The organism is Mesorhizobium sp. M7A.F.Ca.AU.001.01.1.1, from assembly GCF_004022735.1.
Lineage (GTDB): Bacteria > Pseudomonadota > Alphaproteobacteria > Rhizobiales > Rhizobiaceae > Mesorhizobium > Mesorhizobium ciceri.
Genome location: NZ_RZPF01000046.1, coordinates 1 through 15,484 on the forward strand (window position 1 = coordinate 1; position 15,484 = coordinate 15,484).

General features: G+C 64.0%; 21 protein-coding genes. 13 read left to right on the forward strand and 8 right to left on the reverse strand.

The features are described 5' to 3' along the window. On the forward strand, positions 1-187 hold a 187-nt coding region (locus EN884_RS04950; protein ID WP_164894925.1), incomplete at its 5' end, for a hypothetical protein. Continuing rightward, positions 184-567, forward strand: a complete 384-nt coding sequence (locus EN884_RS04955; protein ID WP_063169651.1) for a DUF1850 domain-containing protein — start codon at positions 184-186, stop codon at positions 565-567. The genes EN884_RS04950 and EN884_RS04955, both read left to right, overlap by 4 nt. Before the next feature lie 15 nt (positions 568-582). On the opposite strand, the gene EN884_RS04960 is transcribed toward EN884_RS04955, so the two are convergent. Next, positions 583-969, reverse strand: coding sequence for a DCC1-like thiol-disulfide oxidoreductase family protein (locus EN884_RS04960; protein ID WP_255337212.1), 387 nt, complete (start codon positions 967-969; stop codon positions 583-585). A 254-nt stretch (positions 970-1,223) separates the two neighbouring features. Continuing rightward, on the reverse strand, positions 1,224-1,364 hold the full coding sequence (locus EN884_RS04965; RefSeq protein ID WP_013528645.1) for a hypothetical protein: 141 nt from the start codon (positions 1,362-1,364) through the stop codon (positions 1,224-1,226). A gap of 149 nt (positions 1,365-1,513) precedes the next feature. On the opposite strand from EN884_RS04965, the gene EN884_RS38535 reads away from it, so the two are divergent. From EN884_RS38535 to ligD, 3 genes are read left to right on the forward strand one after another with little or no spacing between them, the layout of a single operon-like run. Further along, complete coding sequence (locus EN884_RS38535) at positions 1,514-1,729, forward strand: hypothetical protein (RefSeq protein ID WP_127224458.1); 216 nt, start codon at positions 1,514-1,516, stop codon at positions 1,727-1,729. Positions 1,730-1,741: 12 nt separating this feature from the next. After that, a complete protein-coding gene (locus tag EN884_RS04970) occupies positions 1,742-2,611 on the forward strand; it encodes a Ku protein (RefSeq protein WP_063169649.1) in 870 nt (289 codons plus the stop codon). Between the two features lie 12 nt (positions 2,612-2,623). Further along, positions 2,624-5,137, forward strand: a complete 2,514-nt coding sequence (ligD, locus tag EN884_RS04975) for a DNA ligase D (protein WP_063169648.1) — start codon at positions 2,624-2,626, stop codon at positions 5,135-5,137. Positions 5,138-5,213: 76 nt separating this feature from the next. Here ligD and EN884_RS04980 read toward each other — a convergent pair whose 3' ends face one another. Further along, on the reverse strand, positions 5,214-5,888 hold the full coding sequence (locus tag EN884_RS04980) for a winged helix-turn-helix domain-containing protein (RefSeq protein ID WP_013528648.1): 675 nt from the start codon (positions 5,886-5,888) through the stop codon (positions 5,214-5,216). Positions 5,889-5,956: 68 nt separating this feature from the next. Here EN884_RS04980 and EN884_RS04985 point away from each other — a divergent pair, with 68 nt between their 5' ends. The 3 genes from EN884_RS04985 (at position 5,957) to EN884_RS04995 (ending at position 6,910) form a co-directional block, all read left to right on the forward strand. Continuing rightward, positions 5,957-6,172, forward strand: coding sequence for a DUF1127 domain-containing protein (locus EN884_RS04985; RefSeq protein ID WP_063169647.1), 216 nt, complete (start codon positions 5,957-5,959; stop codon positions 6,170-6,172). A gap of 64 nt (positions 6,173-6,236) precedes the next feature. Next, positions 6,237-6,569, forward strand: a complete 333-nt coding sequence (locus tag EN884_RS04990; RefSeq protein ID WP_013528650.1) for an NIPSNAP family protein — start codon at positions 6,237-6,239, stop codon at positions 6,567-6,569. Then, positions 6,566-6,910, forward strand: a complete 345-nt coding sequence (locus EN884_RS04995) for an antibiotic biosynthesis monooxygenase (RefSeq protein ID WP_013528651.1) — start codon at positions 6,566-6,568, stop codon at positions 6,908-6,910. The genes EN884_RS04990 and EN884_RS04995 overlap by 4 nt, the downstream gene beginning before the upstream one ends. A 10-nt stretch (positions 6,911-6,920) precedes the next feature. Here EN884_RS04995 and mbfA read toward each other — a convergent pair whose 3' ends face one another. Next, positions 6,921-7,904 carry an iron exporter MbfA gene (mbfA, locus tag EN884_RS05000; RefSeq protein ID WP_013528652.1) on the reverse strand — a complete coding sequence of 328 codons (984 nt, stop codon included), beginning with the start codon at positions 7,902-7,904 and terminating at the stop codon, positions 6,921-6,923. A 175-nt stretch (positions 7,905-8,079) separates the two neighbouring features. On the opposite strand from mbfA, the gene EN884_RS05005 reads away from it, so the two are divergent. The 3 genes from EN884_RS05005 to EN884_RS05015 all read left to right on the forward strand — a co-directional run bounded on the left by EN884_RS05005 (position 8,080) and on the right by EN884_RS05015 (position 10,373). Next, positions 8,080-8,403, forward strand: a complete 324-nt coding sequence (locus EN884_RS05005) for a hypothetical protein (RefSeq protein WP_024502197.1) — start codon at positions 8,080-8,082, stop codon at positions 8,401-8,403. A 295-nt stretch (positions 8,404-8,698) separates the two neighbouring features. Then, positions 8,699-9,682: a threonine/serine dehydratase gene (locus EN884_RS05010; RefSeq protein ID WP_027161221.1), complete on the forward strand. Its 984-nt coding sequence runs from the start codon at positions 8,699-8,701 to the stop codon at positions 9,680-9,682. Positions 9,683-9,773: 91 nt separating this feature from the next. Next, positions 9,774-10,373, forward strand: a complete 600-nt coding sequence (locus tag EN884_RS05015; protein ID WP_063169646.1) for a DNA-3-methyladenine glycosylase — start codon at positions 9,774-9,776, stop codon at positions 10,371-10,373. Positions 10,374-10,478: 105 nt separating this feature from the next. Here EN884_RS05015 and EN884_RS05020 read toward each other — a convergent pair whose 3' ends face one another. Genes EN884_RS05020 through EN884_RS05035 form a run of 4 tightly spaced genes read right to left on the reverse strand, consistent with a single transcriptional unit; the run spans position 10,479 to position 14,177 of the window. After that, the gene (locus EN884_RS05020) at positions 10,479-11,615 is read right to left on the reverse strand and encodes an ABC transporter permease (RefSeq protein ID WP_013528655.1); all 1,137 of its coding nucleotides are present in this window, start codon (positions 11,613-11,615) and stop codon (positions 10,479-10,481) included. Further along, positions 11,612-12,532, reverse strand: coding sequence for an ABC transporter ATP-binding protein (locus tag EN884_RS05025; protein ID WP_063169645.1), 921 nt, complete (start codon positions 12,530-12,532; stop codon positions 11,612-11,614). The genes EN884_RS05020 and EN884_RS05025 overlap by 4 nt, the downstream gene beginning before the upstream one ends. After that, positions 12,529-13,482, reverse strand: a complete 954-nt coding sequence (locus EN884_RS05030) for an HlyD family efflux transporter periplasmic adaptor subunit (RefSeq protein WP_027161228.1) — start codon at positions 13,480-13,482, stop codon at positions 12,529-12,531. The genes EN884_RS05025 and EN884_RS05030 overlap by 4 nt, the downstream gene beginning before the upstream one ends. Next, positions 13,479-14,177, reverse strand: a complete 699-nt coding sequence (locus EN884_RS05035) for a CerR family C-terminal domain-containing protein (RefSeq protein WP_063169644.1) — start codon at positions 14,175-14,177, stop codon at positions 13,479-13,481. The genes EN884_RS05030 and EN884_RS05035 overlap by 4 nt, the downstream gene beginning before the upstream one ends. Positions 14,178-14,267: 90 nt before the next feature. Here EN884_RS05035 and EN884_RS05040 point away from each other — a divergent pair, with 90 nt between their 5' ends. Next, on the forward strand, positions 14,268-14,741 hold the full coding sequence (locus tag EN884_RS05040) for a CYTH domain-containing protein (RefSeq protein ID WP_013528659.1): 474 nt from the start codon (positions 14,268-14,270) through the stop codon (positions 14,739-14,741). Further along, on the forward strand, positions 14,738-15,484 hold a 747-nt coding region (locus EN884_RS05045), incomplete at its 3' end, for a CHAD domain-containing protein (RefSeq protein ID WP_164894926.1). The genes EN884_RS05040 and EN884_RS05045, both read left to right, overlap by 4 nt.

Consider the following 15,484-nt stretch of genomic DNA (forward strand, 5'->3'; position numbering starts at 1 on the left):
GTGGGGTGCCGCCGCCGTCGGTTTTCTGGTCACCCGCATGGCGTGGTGGGAGCGGCTCGTCGCCTTCGCGGCCGGCGTGCTGCTGGTCGCCGCGGTGCCGCTCACCGACGAGGCCGGCTGGGTGCTGGCGCTGGCCTGGATCGGCTGGCACTGTTTTCGCGCGCGGCAGGCTTCAGTCAGAACATGAGCCTGTGCATCCTGGCCGCGGGCAAGACGGTAACGCTCTCCGTCGCCGCCTTCACGCTGTCCTGGACGCATTCGGTGGAACGGACGCGCTGGCAAGAAGACTGGAAGGTCACGTCCTCCGGCCTGCAGGTGGTCGAAGCCCGGATCGAGGGCTCGGGCGCCGGCATGGAGCCGCCGGAAGGCGCGGTGCTGAAGGAGGGTTGGTGGAGCTATGCGCCTGATGTCGGCCCGCAGCGGCGCGTCGTGCTCGCCGCTTCAGGTGCAACCAGCGACGGCTGGACACTGTGCACGGTTCAGGGCTGCCGGGAATTGGGGAGGACGGCAGGCGGACCGATCGTGCTCGAGCCGTGCCGGCCGGATGGCACGAGCCAGCCGCGGTAGCGCATAGCCACACCCTCAGCCAAGGAACCGCTTGCGCAGCTCCGGAGAAGGAATGTCGCAAGCATCCTTCCTGCCGAACAGGGCGTAGCGGTTCCTGGCGATGCGATCATAGAGCCAACCACGCAGCGGGCGCGGCAACAGCAACAGTGCCTTGGCCGCCCGCCAAGGCCAGCCGAGTTCCGCCATGACGGCGACAAAACTGTCCAGCCGCGTGAAGGCGACGCCGTCGATCAGGACGAGATTGGTTTCGTAAGAGTCGGTGCGCAGTCCATGCTTCCGGAACAGCGCTTCACCGAAGGGCGACTGCGCGGTGGCGAAGCGGAAACGGCCTTGGCGGTCGAGCCTGACCACCATGCGCACGAAACCGGAGCAGAGCACGCAGACGCCATCGAAAACGATCAATGGATGGCGTGAGTCGAGAACTGTTTCGAAGGGACGAGTTGACTGGGGTCGAACTGGTTGAAGATGGTCCGTCACGCTGGCCTCGGCTGCTCGTGTCCTATGACACTAAGCCGGCCAGCGATGGTATCAAAGCCGTGGCGATGTCGCACGGCGCCTGTCGGCGAGAGCGGGACGCTCGGCGCGATAGGTGGTGGCGCGGATAGAGGCGGCCGGCCTGCAGATCCGGCTGTTGTGGCGATTTTCGAAAGCCATGATCAGTGCGCGCCCAGCGAGTTGCCGCGACGGGCGCAGGCCGGGCCGGGGCCGCGCATGTAATAGCGTTCGGGCCGGTAGGTCGGCGCAACGAATTCGCGGATGGCGGCGGCATAGCCGATGAGGTGCGCGAGGAAGTTCATTACCTTGTCCCTGTCCCGATTTTCGGATGTCCCTTCCGAATTGCGGTCATCATAGCGTCGAGGCGTGAATAGTCGGTGAACGTGATGTTAATATCTGGTCGAAAATGCCTTGCTTCGTGGCTGGAATGCGGCTGATTCGGGGTCTTTCCGTGCAGTTGGTTGGCATTCCGGCCAATGTGACTTTTGCATCACATATGTTTCGTTTGAATGTCGCCTGCGCGCGGTTCTGTTTCAACTTTTGCCGAGCCCGCGAAATTTCCGTGCTGGCGGCCAGAACCACTCAGGCGGCCCCTTGGCATCCAGATCGGCGCGGGAGCGCGGAACTGGAGCGCGATCTGTCCGTTCTCACCTTCATCTGGTTCTGAAGGGAAGATATCATGGCGCCGCGTCCGGCCTGGAGAGGCTATCTGAAGCTTTCGCTGGTCACCTGTGCCGTCGAACTGACCAATGTCGTCACCCATACGGAGCGGGTCTCGTTTCGCATTCTCAACCGCAAGACCGGCAACACGGTGAAGCGCCTCTATGTCGATGCCGAAACCGGCAAGCCGTTGGAGGAGGATGACGAGATCAAGGGTTATGAACTCGACGATGGCAATTTCATCCATATCGAGGAAGACGAGATCGAGGCGGTGCAGATCGAATCCTCGCACACGATGGCGCTCGACGGTTTCGTCGACAAAGCTTCGATCCAGCAGATCTATCTCGACACGCCCTACTATGTGGCGCCCGCCGACAAGGTGTCGGAAGAGGCGTTCGCCGTCATTCGCGATGCGATGGCGGGCAAGAAGATGGCCGGGCTGGCGCGTATCGTGCTCTACCGACGCGAACGGCCGGTGGTGATCGAACCGCTCGGCAAGGGCATGGTGCTGACGACGCTGCGCTACGACAACACGGTACGGCAACCGGACACCGTCTTCGGCGACATCGAGCCCGTGAAGACCGATCAGGAGATGACCGATCTGGCCGAGTTGATCATCGACAAGAAGAAGACGAAGTTCGATCCCTCGAAATTCGACGACAAATACGAGGACGCGCTGCTGGAGCTGATCCGCGCCAAGAAGGCCGGCCACAAGGCGCCGAAGGCCAAGGCGGCGCCCAAACCTTCCAATGTCGTCAATCTGTTCGACGCGCTGAAGAAGAGCCTGTCGGACTCCGGGTCATCGAAAACATCTTCGTCGGCGAAGGCCAGGCCAGCGGCCAAACGCGCCAAGTCGAAAGCCAGCGCGCCCAAACGCAAATCGGCGTGAGGAACCCAACGGATGGCCAGCCTCGAACAATATCACTCCAAGCGCGATTTCAAGAAAACCGCCGAACCGGCCGGCAAGGTCGCCCGGACCAAGCAGGGCGAGGCCGGCGGCATCTTCGTCATCCACAAGCATGCCGCGACGCGGTTGCATTACGACTTGCGGCTCGAGCATGACGGCGTGCTGTGGAGTTGGGCGGTGACGCGCGGCCCGAGCCTCGACCCGCATGAGAAGCGACTGGCTGTCCATGTCGAGGATCACCCGATCGACTATGCGCCGTTCGAAGGCACCATTCCCAAGGGCGAATATGGCGGCGGTTCGGTTATCGTTTGGGACGAGGGCACCTGGATTCCCGAGATCGACCCGGCCAAGGCGATGAAAAAGGGCCATATCAGCTTCGAGCTCAGGGGACACAAGCTGCATGGGGCATGGCATCTGGTGCGGCTGAAGCCGCGAGCGGGTGAAAAGCGCGACAACTGGCTGCTGATCAAGTCGGACGATGCCGCAGCGCGTCCCGGCGAGGACATCCTCAAGGAAGCGCCTGAATCGGTGAAGTCCGGCCTGACGATCGAGGAGGTCGGCGAGGGCAAGACCGCGAAGGGCGAGAAGCCGAAAGTCTGGCATTCCAACAAGCCGGCCGCCGTCAAGACAAAAGCCGGCAAACGCCTCGACTTTATCGAGCCGCAGCTGGCCACGCTCGAGCGCGATGCGCCGCCGGGCAAGGACTGGCTGCACGAAGTGAAGTTCGACGGCTATCGCATGCAGGCGCAGATCGCCGGCACCGATGTGCGGCTGCTGACCCGCACCGGCCTCGACTGGACGAAGAAATTCGGCGGCGAGATCGTCGCGGAGCTGGCCGGGCTGAAGTGCAGCGACGCCATCATCGATGGCGAGGTGGTGGTGCTGGCCGACAGCGGCGTCTCGTCTTTCGCGCTGCTGCAGCAGGACCTGTCGGCGAAGCGGACCAATCGCTTCATCTATTACGTGTTCGACCTGATGCGGCTCGATGGGCAGGATCTTCGGCGCGAGCCGCTGGTCGAGCGTAAGCAGGCCTTGCAGGAACTGCTCGGCGAACAGTCCGACAATGCGGCGGTCCGCTTCAGCGACCATTTCGCCGAACCCGGCAAGATCATGCTGGAGCATGCCTGCCGGATGGGCCTGGAAGGCGTCGTCTCCAAGCGTGCCGATGCACCCTACCGCAGCGGCCGCGGCCCGACCTGGGTCAAATCGAAATGCACGGCGCGGCAGGAATTCGTCATCGGCGGCTACCTGCCGTCGGACAAGACCGGGCGCGGACTGCGCTCGATCCTGGTCGGCTTCCACGAGGGCGGCAAGCTGCATTATGCCGGCCGCGTCGGCACTGGTTTTTCGGGCAAGGGCGCCAATGAGCTGAAGGCAAAACTCGATGCGTTGACGGCAAAATCATCGCCCTTCGCCACCGCCGTGCCGAAGGGCAAGGGCCTGGTCTGGGTCAAGCCTGAACTTGTCGGCGAAGTGGAGTTTCGCAGCTGGACCTCGGACCGTATAATACGCCACGCCTCGTTCCAGGGGTTGCGCGAGGACAAGCCGGCGGAGGAAGTCGTGCAGGAAAAGCCCAAAGCGGCGACAGGCAAGCCATCGACAGGCAAGAGCACGGCCAAGCCGGCATCAGGCGGCAAAGCCGCCGGGTCGATCACGACCACGGTCAAACTCTCGCATCCCGACAAGCTGCTGTGGCCGGACGAAAACATATCCAAGCAGGGCCTGCTCGACCATTACGCACAGGTTTGGCCGCGCATGGAACAGTTCGTGGTCAACCGGCCGCTCAGCCTGGTGCGGGCGCCGGACGGCGTCGGCGGCCAGCGTTTCTTCCAGAAGCATGCCTCGGCTGGCATGAGCGACAAGATCGCGCGCATGAAGGACCCGACCGACGGCGAGGAAATCCTGTTCATCCGGGATTTCGATGGTGTTGCCGCACTGGTCCAGTATGGCGTGGTCGAGATCCACATCTGGGGGTGCACGATCGATGAGATCGAGAAGCCCGACCAGATCATCTTCGATCTCGATCCCGATGAAGGTGTCGACGTGAAGGCGGTGCGCGAGGCGGCACTCGATATCCGGGGCAAGCTCGACGAGCTGTCGCTGCCGAATTTCGTCAAGACCTCGGGCGGCAAGGGCTATCACGTGCTGGTGCCGCTGAAACCGGCGGCGGATTGGGATGCGGTGAAGGGCTTCGCCCATGACTTTGCCCGCGCGTTGGAGCAGGGTGCCCCCGATCGCTACACGGCGACGCTGTCGAAAAAAGCGCGCACGGGAAAGATCTTCGTCGACTATCTGCGCAACGGCAGGGGCTCGACGACGGTCGCGCCCTATTCCTCGCGCGCCAAGAAAGGCGCCACCGTGTCGATGCCGGTGACCTGGCCAGAGATCGAGGCCGGCTTGCCGCCGAACGCTTTCCCGATCGGCGACAAGACGACGCTGAAGCAGCTGGCGAAAGCCGATCCGTGGAGGGAATTTTTCAAGCAGGGGAAGGCGTTGAAGCGGGGGTAGTTCGCGCAATTTGCCAGCGCAGCGATCCTTCGCGCCCCCTCTGGCCTGCCAGCGTGACGAAATCAGCGTCGGCTCCTCAGCTCAGAAACACCTTCTCGAAAGCCTGCTTGCCCGGCAGCGAGAAAATCACCGCGCGGCTGTCCTTCTCGCGGCGCGCCCATTTCTCGGCAAGGATCTTGTCGAGGATGGCGGCGCCCAGCGTGCCGGCGAGGTGCGAACGGCGCACGCTCCAGTCGAGGCAGGCGCGGCATACCGGCCGGCGCGGCTTGGTGTAGACGTCGATGCCGATCGCGGCGAAATGCGAAGCCGCCGATGGCCCGAGCCTGATCTCTTGTTCGTCGCGGACCAGTACGTTCTTGGCGACGAGCCGGTCGAGCATCGCCACTGCCTGCTCGCCGGCGAGGTGATCGTAGCAGACGCGCGCCACGCGCATCGCTGCATCGCGCGGACCCGGCCGCACACGCTTTGGACCGACGGCTTCCGCGACGCCTGTGATGGCTTCGATCATGCCCGCCACCTGCGGTCCGGCGAGGCCGTAATAGCGATGCCGGCCCTGGCTCGCCACCGTGAGCAGCCCACCTTCCATCAGTTTGCCCAGGTGCGAGCTGGCGGTCGGCAGCGAGACGCCGGCCTCGAGCGCCAGCTCGCTTGCCGTCAGCGCCGTGCCGCCCATCAGGGCATTTAGCATGTTTGCCCGTGCCGGGTCGCCGACCAGGCTGGCGATGCGGGCGATGTCGGGTCCTTCGCGCATAGTTCGTTCCTCATCGAAGCGTTCTTGTCAGATAATCACTATTCTCCGGTGAGATCAAGGAGACGACGATGGCCGCACGAACCGCTTTCCCCTCAGCCCCGCTCCACAGCCGTCGGTTCTTCCCGTTCGTCAGCTGGTTGCGTTCGCGGCTGCTGGCCCGCTGGTATGACCGCCATCTGCAGCGTCTCGACCTTGCCGAGATCGACGACCATCAGCTGCGCGACCTTGGCCTGACGCGGCAAGACGTGCGCCGCGAATGCGCGAAGTCCTTCTGGCAGCCCTAGCAGACCAGTCGGCACGACGTTTCGATGTCGTTCAAACTATTGACGCAGCCCCGAGGAGACCACAATGACCATCACCTGCTTCATCCGCTACGAGATCGACCCGTTCGGCAAGGCGGCCTTCGAGGAGTATGCGCGCAACTGGGGTCAGGCCATTCCGCGCTGCGGCGCCGATCTGATCGGCTATTACGCGCCGCATGAGGGCTCGGCGACGACCGCCTATGCGGCCTATAACATCGAAAGCCTGGCCGCCTACGAAGCCTATCGCGCCCGGCTTGCCGCCGATCCCGCCGGCAAGGCAAACTACGAGTTCGCCAAACGCGAGAGATTCATCCTGAAGGAGGATCGCATGTTCCTGAAACTGGCCTCAGGCCCGCACGCGAAACTGGTGCTGCCGTGATTGCCGTCATCTTCGAGGTCGAACCGGCGGAGGGCCGGCGCGATGCCTATCTGAGCATCGCCGCGGACCTGCGTCCGCTGCTCGACGGCATTGACGGCTTTCTCTCCATCGAGCGTTTTCAGAGCCTGGCCGATCCGAACCGCATCCTGTCGCTGTCGTTCTGGCGAGATGAGGAAGCCGTGAAGGACTGGCGCAACACCGAGGAACACCGGCAGGCGCAGAAGGCCGGTCGCGGCGGCATCTTTGCCGGCTACCGATTGCGCATCGCCCATGTCGTGAGGGACTATGGGCTGACGGAAAGGGACGAGGCGCCGGCCGACAGTCGGGCGGTGAATGGGTGAGTGAGGCTACTCACGCATTCCCGATCAGCACGCCGGCCGCGAACACCAGGGCGCCGCCCAGCACCACCTGGAAGGCGGCGCGCAGGAAGGGCGTCTGCATGTAGCGGTTCTGGACAAAAGCGATCGCCCACAATTCGAAGAACACCACCACCGCGGCAACCCCGGTCGCCGTCCAGAAATGCGGAATGAGATAGGGGAGTGCATGCCCGAGACCGCCTAGCGTCGTCATGATGCCGACGGTCAGACCGCGCTTGAGCGGCGAGCCGCGGCCCGACAGCTTGCCGTCGTCTGAAGCGACTTCGGTGAAGCCCATCGAAATGCCGGCGCCGATCGAGGCGGCAAGCCCGACCAGCAGCGTCTGCCAGGTGTCATGCGTGGCAAAGGCGGCAGCAAAGATCGGCGCCAGTGTGGACACCGATCCGTCCATCAGCCCGGCCAGCCCTGGTTGCACATAGGTGAGGATGAACTGGCGCTGCTCGGCGGCGGTCTCTTCATCCTTCACTTCGCCCGGCACATGTTTCTGCTCCAGCCGCTGCGCCAGTGTCTCATGGCCCAGTTCGGCCACCGCCAGATCGTCGAGCAGTTTTCGCGTCGAGGCATCCGCCGTGCGCTTGGCAGCCTCGACATAGAAAAGGTAGGCTTGCCGCTCCATCGCCTCGGCCTGGCTGCGCACGTGCTCGATGCCGAGCGGCCGGACCAGCCAGTCGGGCTTGCGCTCGTAATAGCCCTTCACATGTTCGCGCCGGATCAGCGGAATGCGCTCGCCGAAACGCTTGCGGAAAAGCTCGATCAGCGAATCGCGATGGCCATCCTCTTCCTCGGCCATCTCCTCGAACACTTTTGCCGATTGCGGGAAGTTTTCCGTCAGGCCGTCGGCATAGGCCCGATAGATGCGACCGTCATCCTCCTCGGACGAAATGGCCAGCGCCAGGATCTCCTGTTCGGAAAGCGATTCGAAGGGGCGGCGGCCGAAGCCGAAAACACGGGAAAGCATGAGGAATTCACCCTAGTTTAGAATAGTTCTAAACTAGGGCTCAAGGTGCCTCCGGTCAATTGCGCGCTTGGGTCGCGGTCAAGAATTGTTGAAGCTCGCATGCCGGGCCGACCCCTTCATTATCAGTGAATGTTCACCTATATAATTCAACCCAGCCAGAACAAGGAACCCGCAGATGACGGCAAAACAGCCTCCGCATCCCTATGACCCAAAGCCCGTTCTCGATCTCATCGCCAGCATCGAGGCCGATCTGCAGCGCCTGAAAGGCCTGGTCGAGCAGCAGGTCGAGAAATTCGACCCCGCCAATCCGCACAACAAGGCGCCGGACGGCAAACTGACCGAGGAAGGCGTCGAGTGCTGCTACCGCATGTTCGACGAGGGCAAGTCGCGCTATTCGGTCGCCCAGCAGATGAAGATATCCTTTGCCGCCGCCAGCCACCGCTTCAACAACTGGCGCAAGCTGGGCGGGAGCAAGAGGCAGAGGACGCTGTTGGGGTGAAACTCGTGAGACGGCGGCGGGACGGCGCCCCCCTCTGTCCTACCGGACATCTCCCCCACGTGGGGGAGATTGTCAGCTTCATTAGGTGTGCCCCTTCTTCAACGTTGGAAATTGGCGAAAGCGGATACCCAGCCGATCTCCCCACCCGTGGGGAGATGTCCGCAGGCCAGAGGGGGGCGTGCAGCCGAGGCGTTGGCGACCGTCTCGCTAAACCTTGTAACGGTCACATTTTTCCCATGGTGCGCCGCCTCCCTTTGCGGGCATCATGGAAAGACCCCTGTCCACTGGACCTCACATGACCGCCACCACCCCTCCCGGCATCGCCGACATCCACGCCGCCGCCGCGCGTCTCGCCGGCCTGATCGTCGAAACCCCGTTGATCGAATCGCAGGAGCTGAACAAGCGCTTCGGCGGCCGCATCCTGTTCAAGCCGGAGACGCTGCAGCGTACCGGCTCGTTCAAGTTCCGTGGTGCCTACAACAAGCTGTCGTCGCTGAGCGACGAAGAACGCAGCCAGGGCGTCGTCGCCTTCTCGTCGGGCAATCATGCGCAGGGTGTCGCCGCTTCGGCCGCGATGTTCGGCGTCAAGGCGGTCATCGCCATGCCTTCAGACGCGCCGGCGATGAAGATCGCTAACGTCCGCAAGATGGGGGCGGAGGTGGTGCCGTTCGACCGCTTTCGCGACGACCGCATGAGCGTGGTTCGCCCTTACGTGGAAAGAGGCATGGTGCTGGTGCCACCCTTCGACGACCCGGCCATCATTGCGGGCCAAGGCACGATCGGCCTCGAATTGATGCGCCAGGCAAAAGCGCTTGGCGTCGACCTCGACGCGGTCGTCATTCCCTGCGGCGGCGGCGGCCTGACCAGCGGCATTTCGGTTGCCGTCAAGGACGCCTCGCCCAACACTGCGGTCTGGGCGGTGGAGCCCGAGCATTTCGACGACACCCGCCGGTCGCTGGCCGCCGGCGCCAGGGTGTCGAACGAACCCGGCCACGCGTCGATCTGCGACGCGATCCTGACCGCGGAGCCCGGCCTGATCACCTTCGAGATCAACCGCAGGAACCTGGCAGGCGGCATCGCCGTTTCCGACAAGGCGACGGCACAGGCGATGCGCGACGCCATGGCCTATCTCAAGCTGGTGGTCGAGCCCGGCGGCTGCGTGGCGTTGGCGGCGCTGTCGTCGGGCGAGATCGAACTGTCCGGCAAATGCGTTGCCGTGGTGCTGTCCGGCGGCAATGTCGATTTCGGCACTTATGCCGGGATCATGGCCGCGGCTTGAGACGGGATGTCCAAAGGATCCGACATGGATCTGAGGCAGGTTTCGCCTTGGATCACTCCTCGCCCGCCTCCAAATCGTCGCCGGGCTGAACATGGTCATCTACCGCCCGCTCACGCGTTCTGAGCTGCCCGACGATACGGCATCCCTTGCCCGCACTCTCATCGGCAAGATCGTGGTGCGCGAACTGCCCGAAGGCATCGCCAGCGGCCGCATCGTCGAGACCGAGGCCTATGTGACCGGCGATGCCGCCGGGCACGGCTACCGGGGCCAGACGCCGCGCAACCGTTCGTTGTTTCTCGAGGCTGGGCACGCTTATGTCTATCTCGCCTACGGCATCTCCTACATGCTCAACGTCTCGAGCGAGATGCCAGGGGTCGGAACCGGCGTGCTCATCAGGGCGCTCGAGCCGCTCGAAGGCATTGCGCTCATGCGGCTCAATCGCGGCATCGAGCGCTTGCGCGACCTTGCGCGAGGACCGGGAAGGCTAGCCCAGGCACTGCGGATCGATCGTTCGCTCGACGGGCTCGATCTTTGCCGCAAAGGCCCGCTATGGCTGGCAACCGACGAGCATCAAGGCGGCGACATCGCCCAAGGCATCCGGATCGGCATTACAAAGGATGCCGATCGCCCGCTGCGGTTTTACGTCAAGGGGAGCGCCTTCGTCAGCGGCCCGAAATCGCTCAACGGTTAGTGGCAGTTATAAACCATGGAGATTGGCGAAAGCATTTCTCCCTTCGTCATCCACGGGCGGAGCAAGGAGCGAAGGCTGGTAGCAAGACTGGAGGTCGTGCGGCGTCTAATCCAGTGTCCGCCTGAATCGCACCAATGCTACGCCGGCAAACAAAGCCACGAACACCACCAGCCAGCCGATCTCCGTTGCCACGGCCGGCAGTTCGGCCCCCTTCAGCATCACCGCGCGGGTGATGCGTAGGAAATGCGTCAGCGGGAATATCTCGCCGAAGATTTGTGCCCAGTCCGGCATGCCGCGATACGGGAACATGAAGCCGGACAGCATGATCGACGGCAGGAAGAAGAAGAAGGTGAGTTGGAGCGCCTGCATCTGCGTGCGGGCGATGGTCGAAATCGTGTAGCCGAGCAGCACTAGCGCCAGCACGAAGATCAGCACGGCGGTCAGGAGCAGCGACATCGATCCGGTGAAGGGGATGGCGAACAGAAGTTTCGCCGCCGCCAGCACCACCACCACCTGCACGCCGCCGACCGCCAGATAGGGCAGCACCTTGCCCATCATGATCTCGAGCGGGCTGGACGGCATCGCCAGCAGGTTCTCCATCGTTCCGCGCTCGGTCTCGCGTGTCAGCGCGATCGAGGTCATCATCACCATGGTCATCTGCAGGATGACGCCCAGCAGGCCGGGCACGATGTTGTATTGCGAGATGCCTTCGGGATTGTAGCGCCGGTGTACGACGACATCGAGCTGACCCTTGGCGGCCTCGGCGGCGGCTTCCTGCGTGCCTTGCGCCCTCAGCAGCGCCTGGCTGGCGACTGTGCCGAGCGTCGAGATGGCGCCGCTGGCCACCGCCGGGTCGGTGGCGTCGGCCTCGATGAGTATCTGCGGGCTGTTGCCGCTCTCCACCCTCCTGGCGAAATCGGCCGGGATGGTGACGACGAAGGCAACGTCGCCGCGCGATATCAGGAACTCGGCCTCGGCGGCACTTTGCGCGACATGGTCGAAACGATAGTAACCGGTGGTCTGCAGCGCCGCGACAATGGCGCGCGTATAGGGATCGTTGCTCGTCGCCACGAGTGCTGCCGGCAGGCTTTTCGGGTCGTTGTTGATGGCGTAGCCGAAAAGCACCAATTGTATCAGCGGCACGCCGAGCATCATGGCGAAGGTGATGCGGTCGCGCCGCATCTGGATGAATTCCTTGATCAGCAAGGCGCCAAGCCGGGCGAAGGAAAAGACGCTGTTCATTCCATGTTGTCCTTCGAGCCGGACATGAACTGGATGAAGACGTCCTCGAGGCTGGTTTCGCCGGGCGAAACTTTCACGCCCTTGTGCTCTCTCTCGACATCGGCAAGCACGGCTTCGAGCTTCTTCTTGTCGGAGCCGACGACATGCAGCGTCGCGCCGAACGGCGCCACCTGATCGACGCCGGGGCGGCCCTGAAGCGCTTCGGCGACCTGATCGAGGCGCGGACCCTGCAGGACGAAGGTGGTCAGCCCGGCATTTTTCACCACTTCGGCGACAGTGCCGGTGGCCAGCATCTTGCCATAGGAGATGTAGCTGATGCGGTGGCAGCGCTCGGCTTCGTCCATATAGTGGGTGGAGACCAGCACGGTCAGCCCGCCGCTGGCGAGGCGATGGATCTCGTCCCAGAACTCGCGCCTCGCCTTCGGGTCGACACCGGCCGTAGGCTCGTCGAGCAGCAGCAATTTCGGCTTGTGCATGATGCAGGCGGCCAGCGCCAGCCGCTGCTTCCAGCCGCCCGACAAGGTGCCGGCCAGCTGGTTGCGGCGCGACGTCAGGCCGAGGTCCTCCAACGTGCTCGCGACATGCCCCTCGACCGGCTTCAGCCGGTAGAGCCGCGCCACGAATTCGAGATTCTCGCCGATCGTCAGATCCTCGTAGAACGAGAATTTCTGCGTCATGTAGCCGACTTCGCGCTTGATGCGCAGGCTGTCGGTGCGGATGTTGAAACCGAGCACCGTGCCTTCGCCCTCGTCCGGCGTCAGCAGGCCGCACATGATGCGGATGGTGGTCGTCTTGCCCGAACCGTTGGGGCCGAGAAAGCCGACGATCTCGCCCTCGGCAACCGACATCGTCACATGGTCGACGACGGTCTTGTCGCCAAAGCGCTTGACCAGGCCGTGTACGTCGATGGCGTTCATCTTGCGCTGTCCGCCAGATCGACATCGACGATCTGGCCGGGCTGCAGCGGGCCGGCATCGCCCTCCGGCCGCGCCTCGACGAGGTAGACCAGCTTCTGCCGGTTCTCGAGCGAATAGATCACCGGCGGGGTGAACTCGGGATCCGGCGAGACGTAGCTGACGCGCGCCTTAACATCCGGGCCGCAGCCGTCGCAATGGACGCCGAGCAAGGTGCCGACCTTGACCGAGGAGAAGGCGCTCTCCGGGATATAGACGCTGAGCTTGACCGCGCCGTCGGGCAGGATCGAAATCACAGGCGCGGTCGGACCTGATGTATCGCCCGGATTGCGGATGACGTCGTTGACGCGGCCGGGCGAAGGGGCGGCCAGCACCCGTTTCGACAGCCGCCACTGCGCCTGCTCCAACGCGGCCTGCGCCTGCTTGACCTGATTGTCGGCGGCCTTGATCGTCTCGGGGCGCGCCGGCAGGCCGCCGACGGCGAGATTGGATTTGGCCTGGCCGACCTGCGCATTGGCCGTTTCGAGCGTGGCCGACGCGGTGTCGAAATCCGCTTGCGTGCCGGCGCCGCGCTTGAACAGATCGGCGGCGCGGTCGTATTTGCGCTTGGCGTCGGCGGCCTGGGCGCTGGCCATATCGACCTCGGCCTTCAGCACGGCGATCTCTTCCGGCCGCTTGCCGATCTGCAGGTCGGCCAATTGCGCCTGCGCCTGGGCAAGGCCGGCCTGCGCCTGCGCGACAGCGATTTTTGCGTCGGCACTTTCCAGCGTCACCACGGTCGTGCCAGGCACCACACGGTCGCCGCGCTTCACCGTGACGGTCTCTACCTGCGCCACCTCGATCGGCGCCAGCAGCACGTAGTCGCCTTCGACATAGCCGACGGCCAGCGGTGCTGCCGGGGCACAGGCCGAGAAGAGCTGCGCGGCGAGCGGCAGCGAACACAGAAAGCTCATGGTCTTTGCCCCTTTGTCTTTGCCCCTTTTCTGGCGGCCAGTATGGCCTTGAGATTGCCCGATGTGACCGCCACCACCTTGGCGGCCTCCGCGGCGCCGATATCGGGCCAGCCCATGCGGCGCATCACCGCCTCACGGCCGATGCGGAAATAGATGACCTGGCCGATCAGCGTGAACACGGTGAGCCTTGTGGCCTCGCTTTCGGCGGGCTCGCCAGTTGCCTGTTCCCACAGCTGGCACAGCCGGCGATGGCTCGGCTCGAAGACACCGTCATAGATACGATCGAGGGCTGCCGTTGGATGGGAAAGTTCGCGCAGGATGAACTGCACGATCTCACCGGCCTGCGGACTGGCCACGACAAAGCCGACCATTCGCTCCAGCGCCGCGAAGAGCTGCGCCTGCGCTGCCTCCGGACCGACCGGCGCGGGCGCCTGCGCATTGCCGAGCGCCGGGCCGGCGACCGTCTGGATGGTCTCGACGATAAAGTCGGCGGCGGCCGTGCGAAGACCCTCCTTGCCGCCGAAATGATAGGCGATCGAGCCGATATTGGCTCGCGCCTCGGCGGCGATCTCGCGCGTCGAGGTGCCGTCGAAGCCCTGCCGTCCGAACAGCTTCAGTGCCGCCTGGACAAGCGCCGCGCGCGTCATCTCGGCGGGCTCGCGACGAAGAACTTTGGGCTCAGGTAGTTTGATCATAAGTGCACTTTAATCAATCGATTGATTAACGTCAACTTCTGTTCGTCATTGTCTTGCCATCGACGGCGGCAAACGCTTTAGTGCGCGGCCATGGGCAAGGAAGTCGAACGAAAATTCCTGGTCACCAGCACCGCATGGCGGGAGTTGGCCGAGGCCAATATCCGCATTCTCCAGTTCTATCTCGCTGCCGGCCCCGGGCGCACAGTGCGCATCCGCATCAGCGACGGCACTTCCGCCAAGCTGACGCTCAAATTCGGCAGCAAAGCGCGCGAGCGCGACGAATTCGAATACCCGATCCCGCTGTCGGAGGCGGTGGAGATGCTGGACTTCGCCATCGGACGTGTCATCGAGAAGACACGTCACCATGTTAGGCACCGTGGCTATCTCTATGAAGTCGATGTCTTTGGCGGACCGCTTGCGGGACTTGTGGTCGCCGAACTTGAGACGCCGGAGGACGTGCCGGACGAAATGCTGCCCGACTGGCTCGGCCGTGAAGTCACCGGCGAGCAGAAATTCTACAACGCGTCGCTCGCCCTTGGTGGGATTCCGGAGATCGCCGCATGAGCTTTCGCATCGATCCGCGCCTGCCGCTGACCGGCGAGGTCAGGAGAATCCTTGCCGAGGAGATCGGCAAGGCGCTGCATCATCTTGACGCCGCACGGAGCCGGCCGGAACAGGCGCTGCACAAATGCCGCAAGCGGCTGAAGAGCGCTCGCGCCTTGCTGCGGCTTGTTCGTTCCGGTGACGAAACATTCTGTGAGACAGAAAACCAGTGCTACCGCAACGTGGCGGCCCTGCTTGCCGGCCCGCGCGAGGCGACAGCGCTGATCGAAACCATCGACCGCCTGGCGGCAAGCTTTCCCAAGGAGGGCGCCGACGATGGGCTGGGCGCGGTTCGCGACAGGCTGATCGCGCGCCAGCATGAATTGCACGAAGGTACAGGGCTCGAAGCGGCGATCGGCGCGGCGACCGCCGCCTGCGAGGAGGGCCTGCACCGCATCGGCACGCTGGCCTTGCCCGACCAGCCGGAACAGGCGGCCGACGTGCTTGCCGAAGGCGCCCGCGTCACGCTGCGCCGCGCCAGGAAGGCGCTCGACAAGGCCGGATCGCGGGGAGCGGCCGATGATTTCCACGATCTGCGCAAGGCGGCCAAGACCCACGGCATGCATCTGTCGCTGCTCGGCAGGCTGTGGCCGACACCGATCAAAGCAAGGCGCAACGCGGTCGACGAACTGGGCGAGCGGCTGGGCGACCTGCACGATGTGCTGGTGATGCGCGCCCTGCTCGAGGCCGACGACCAGCTGCTC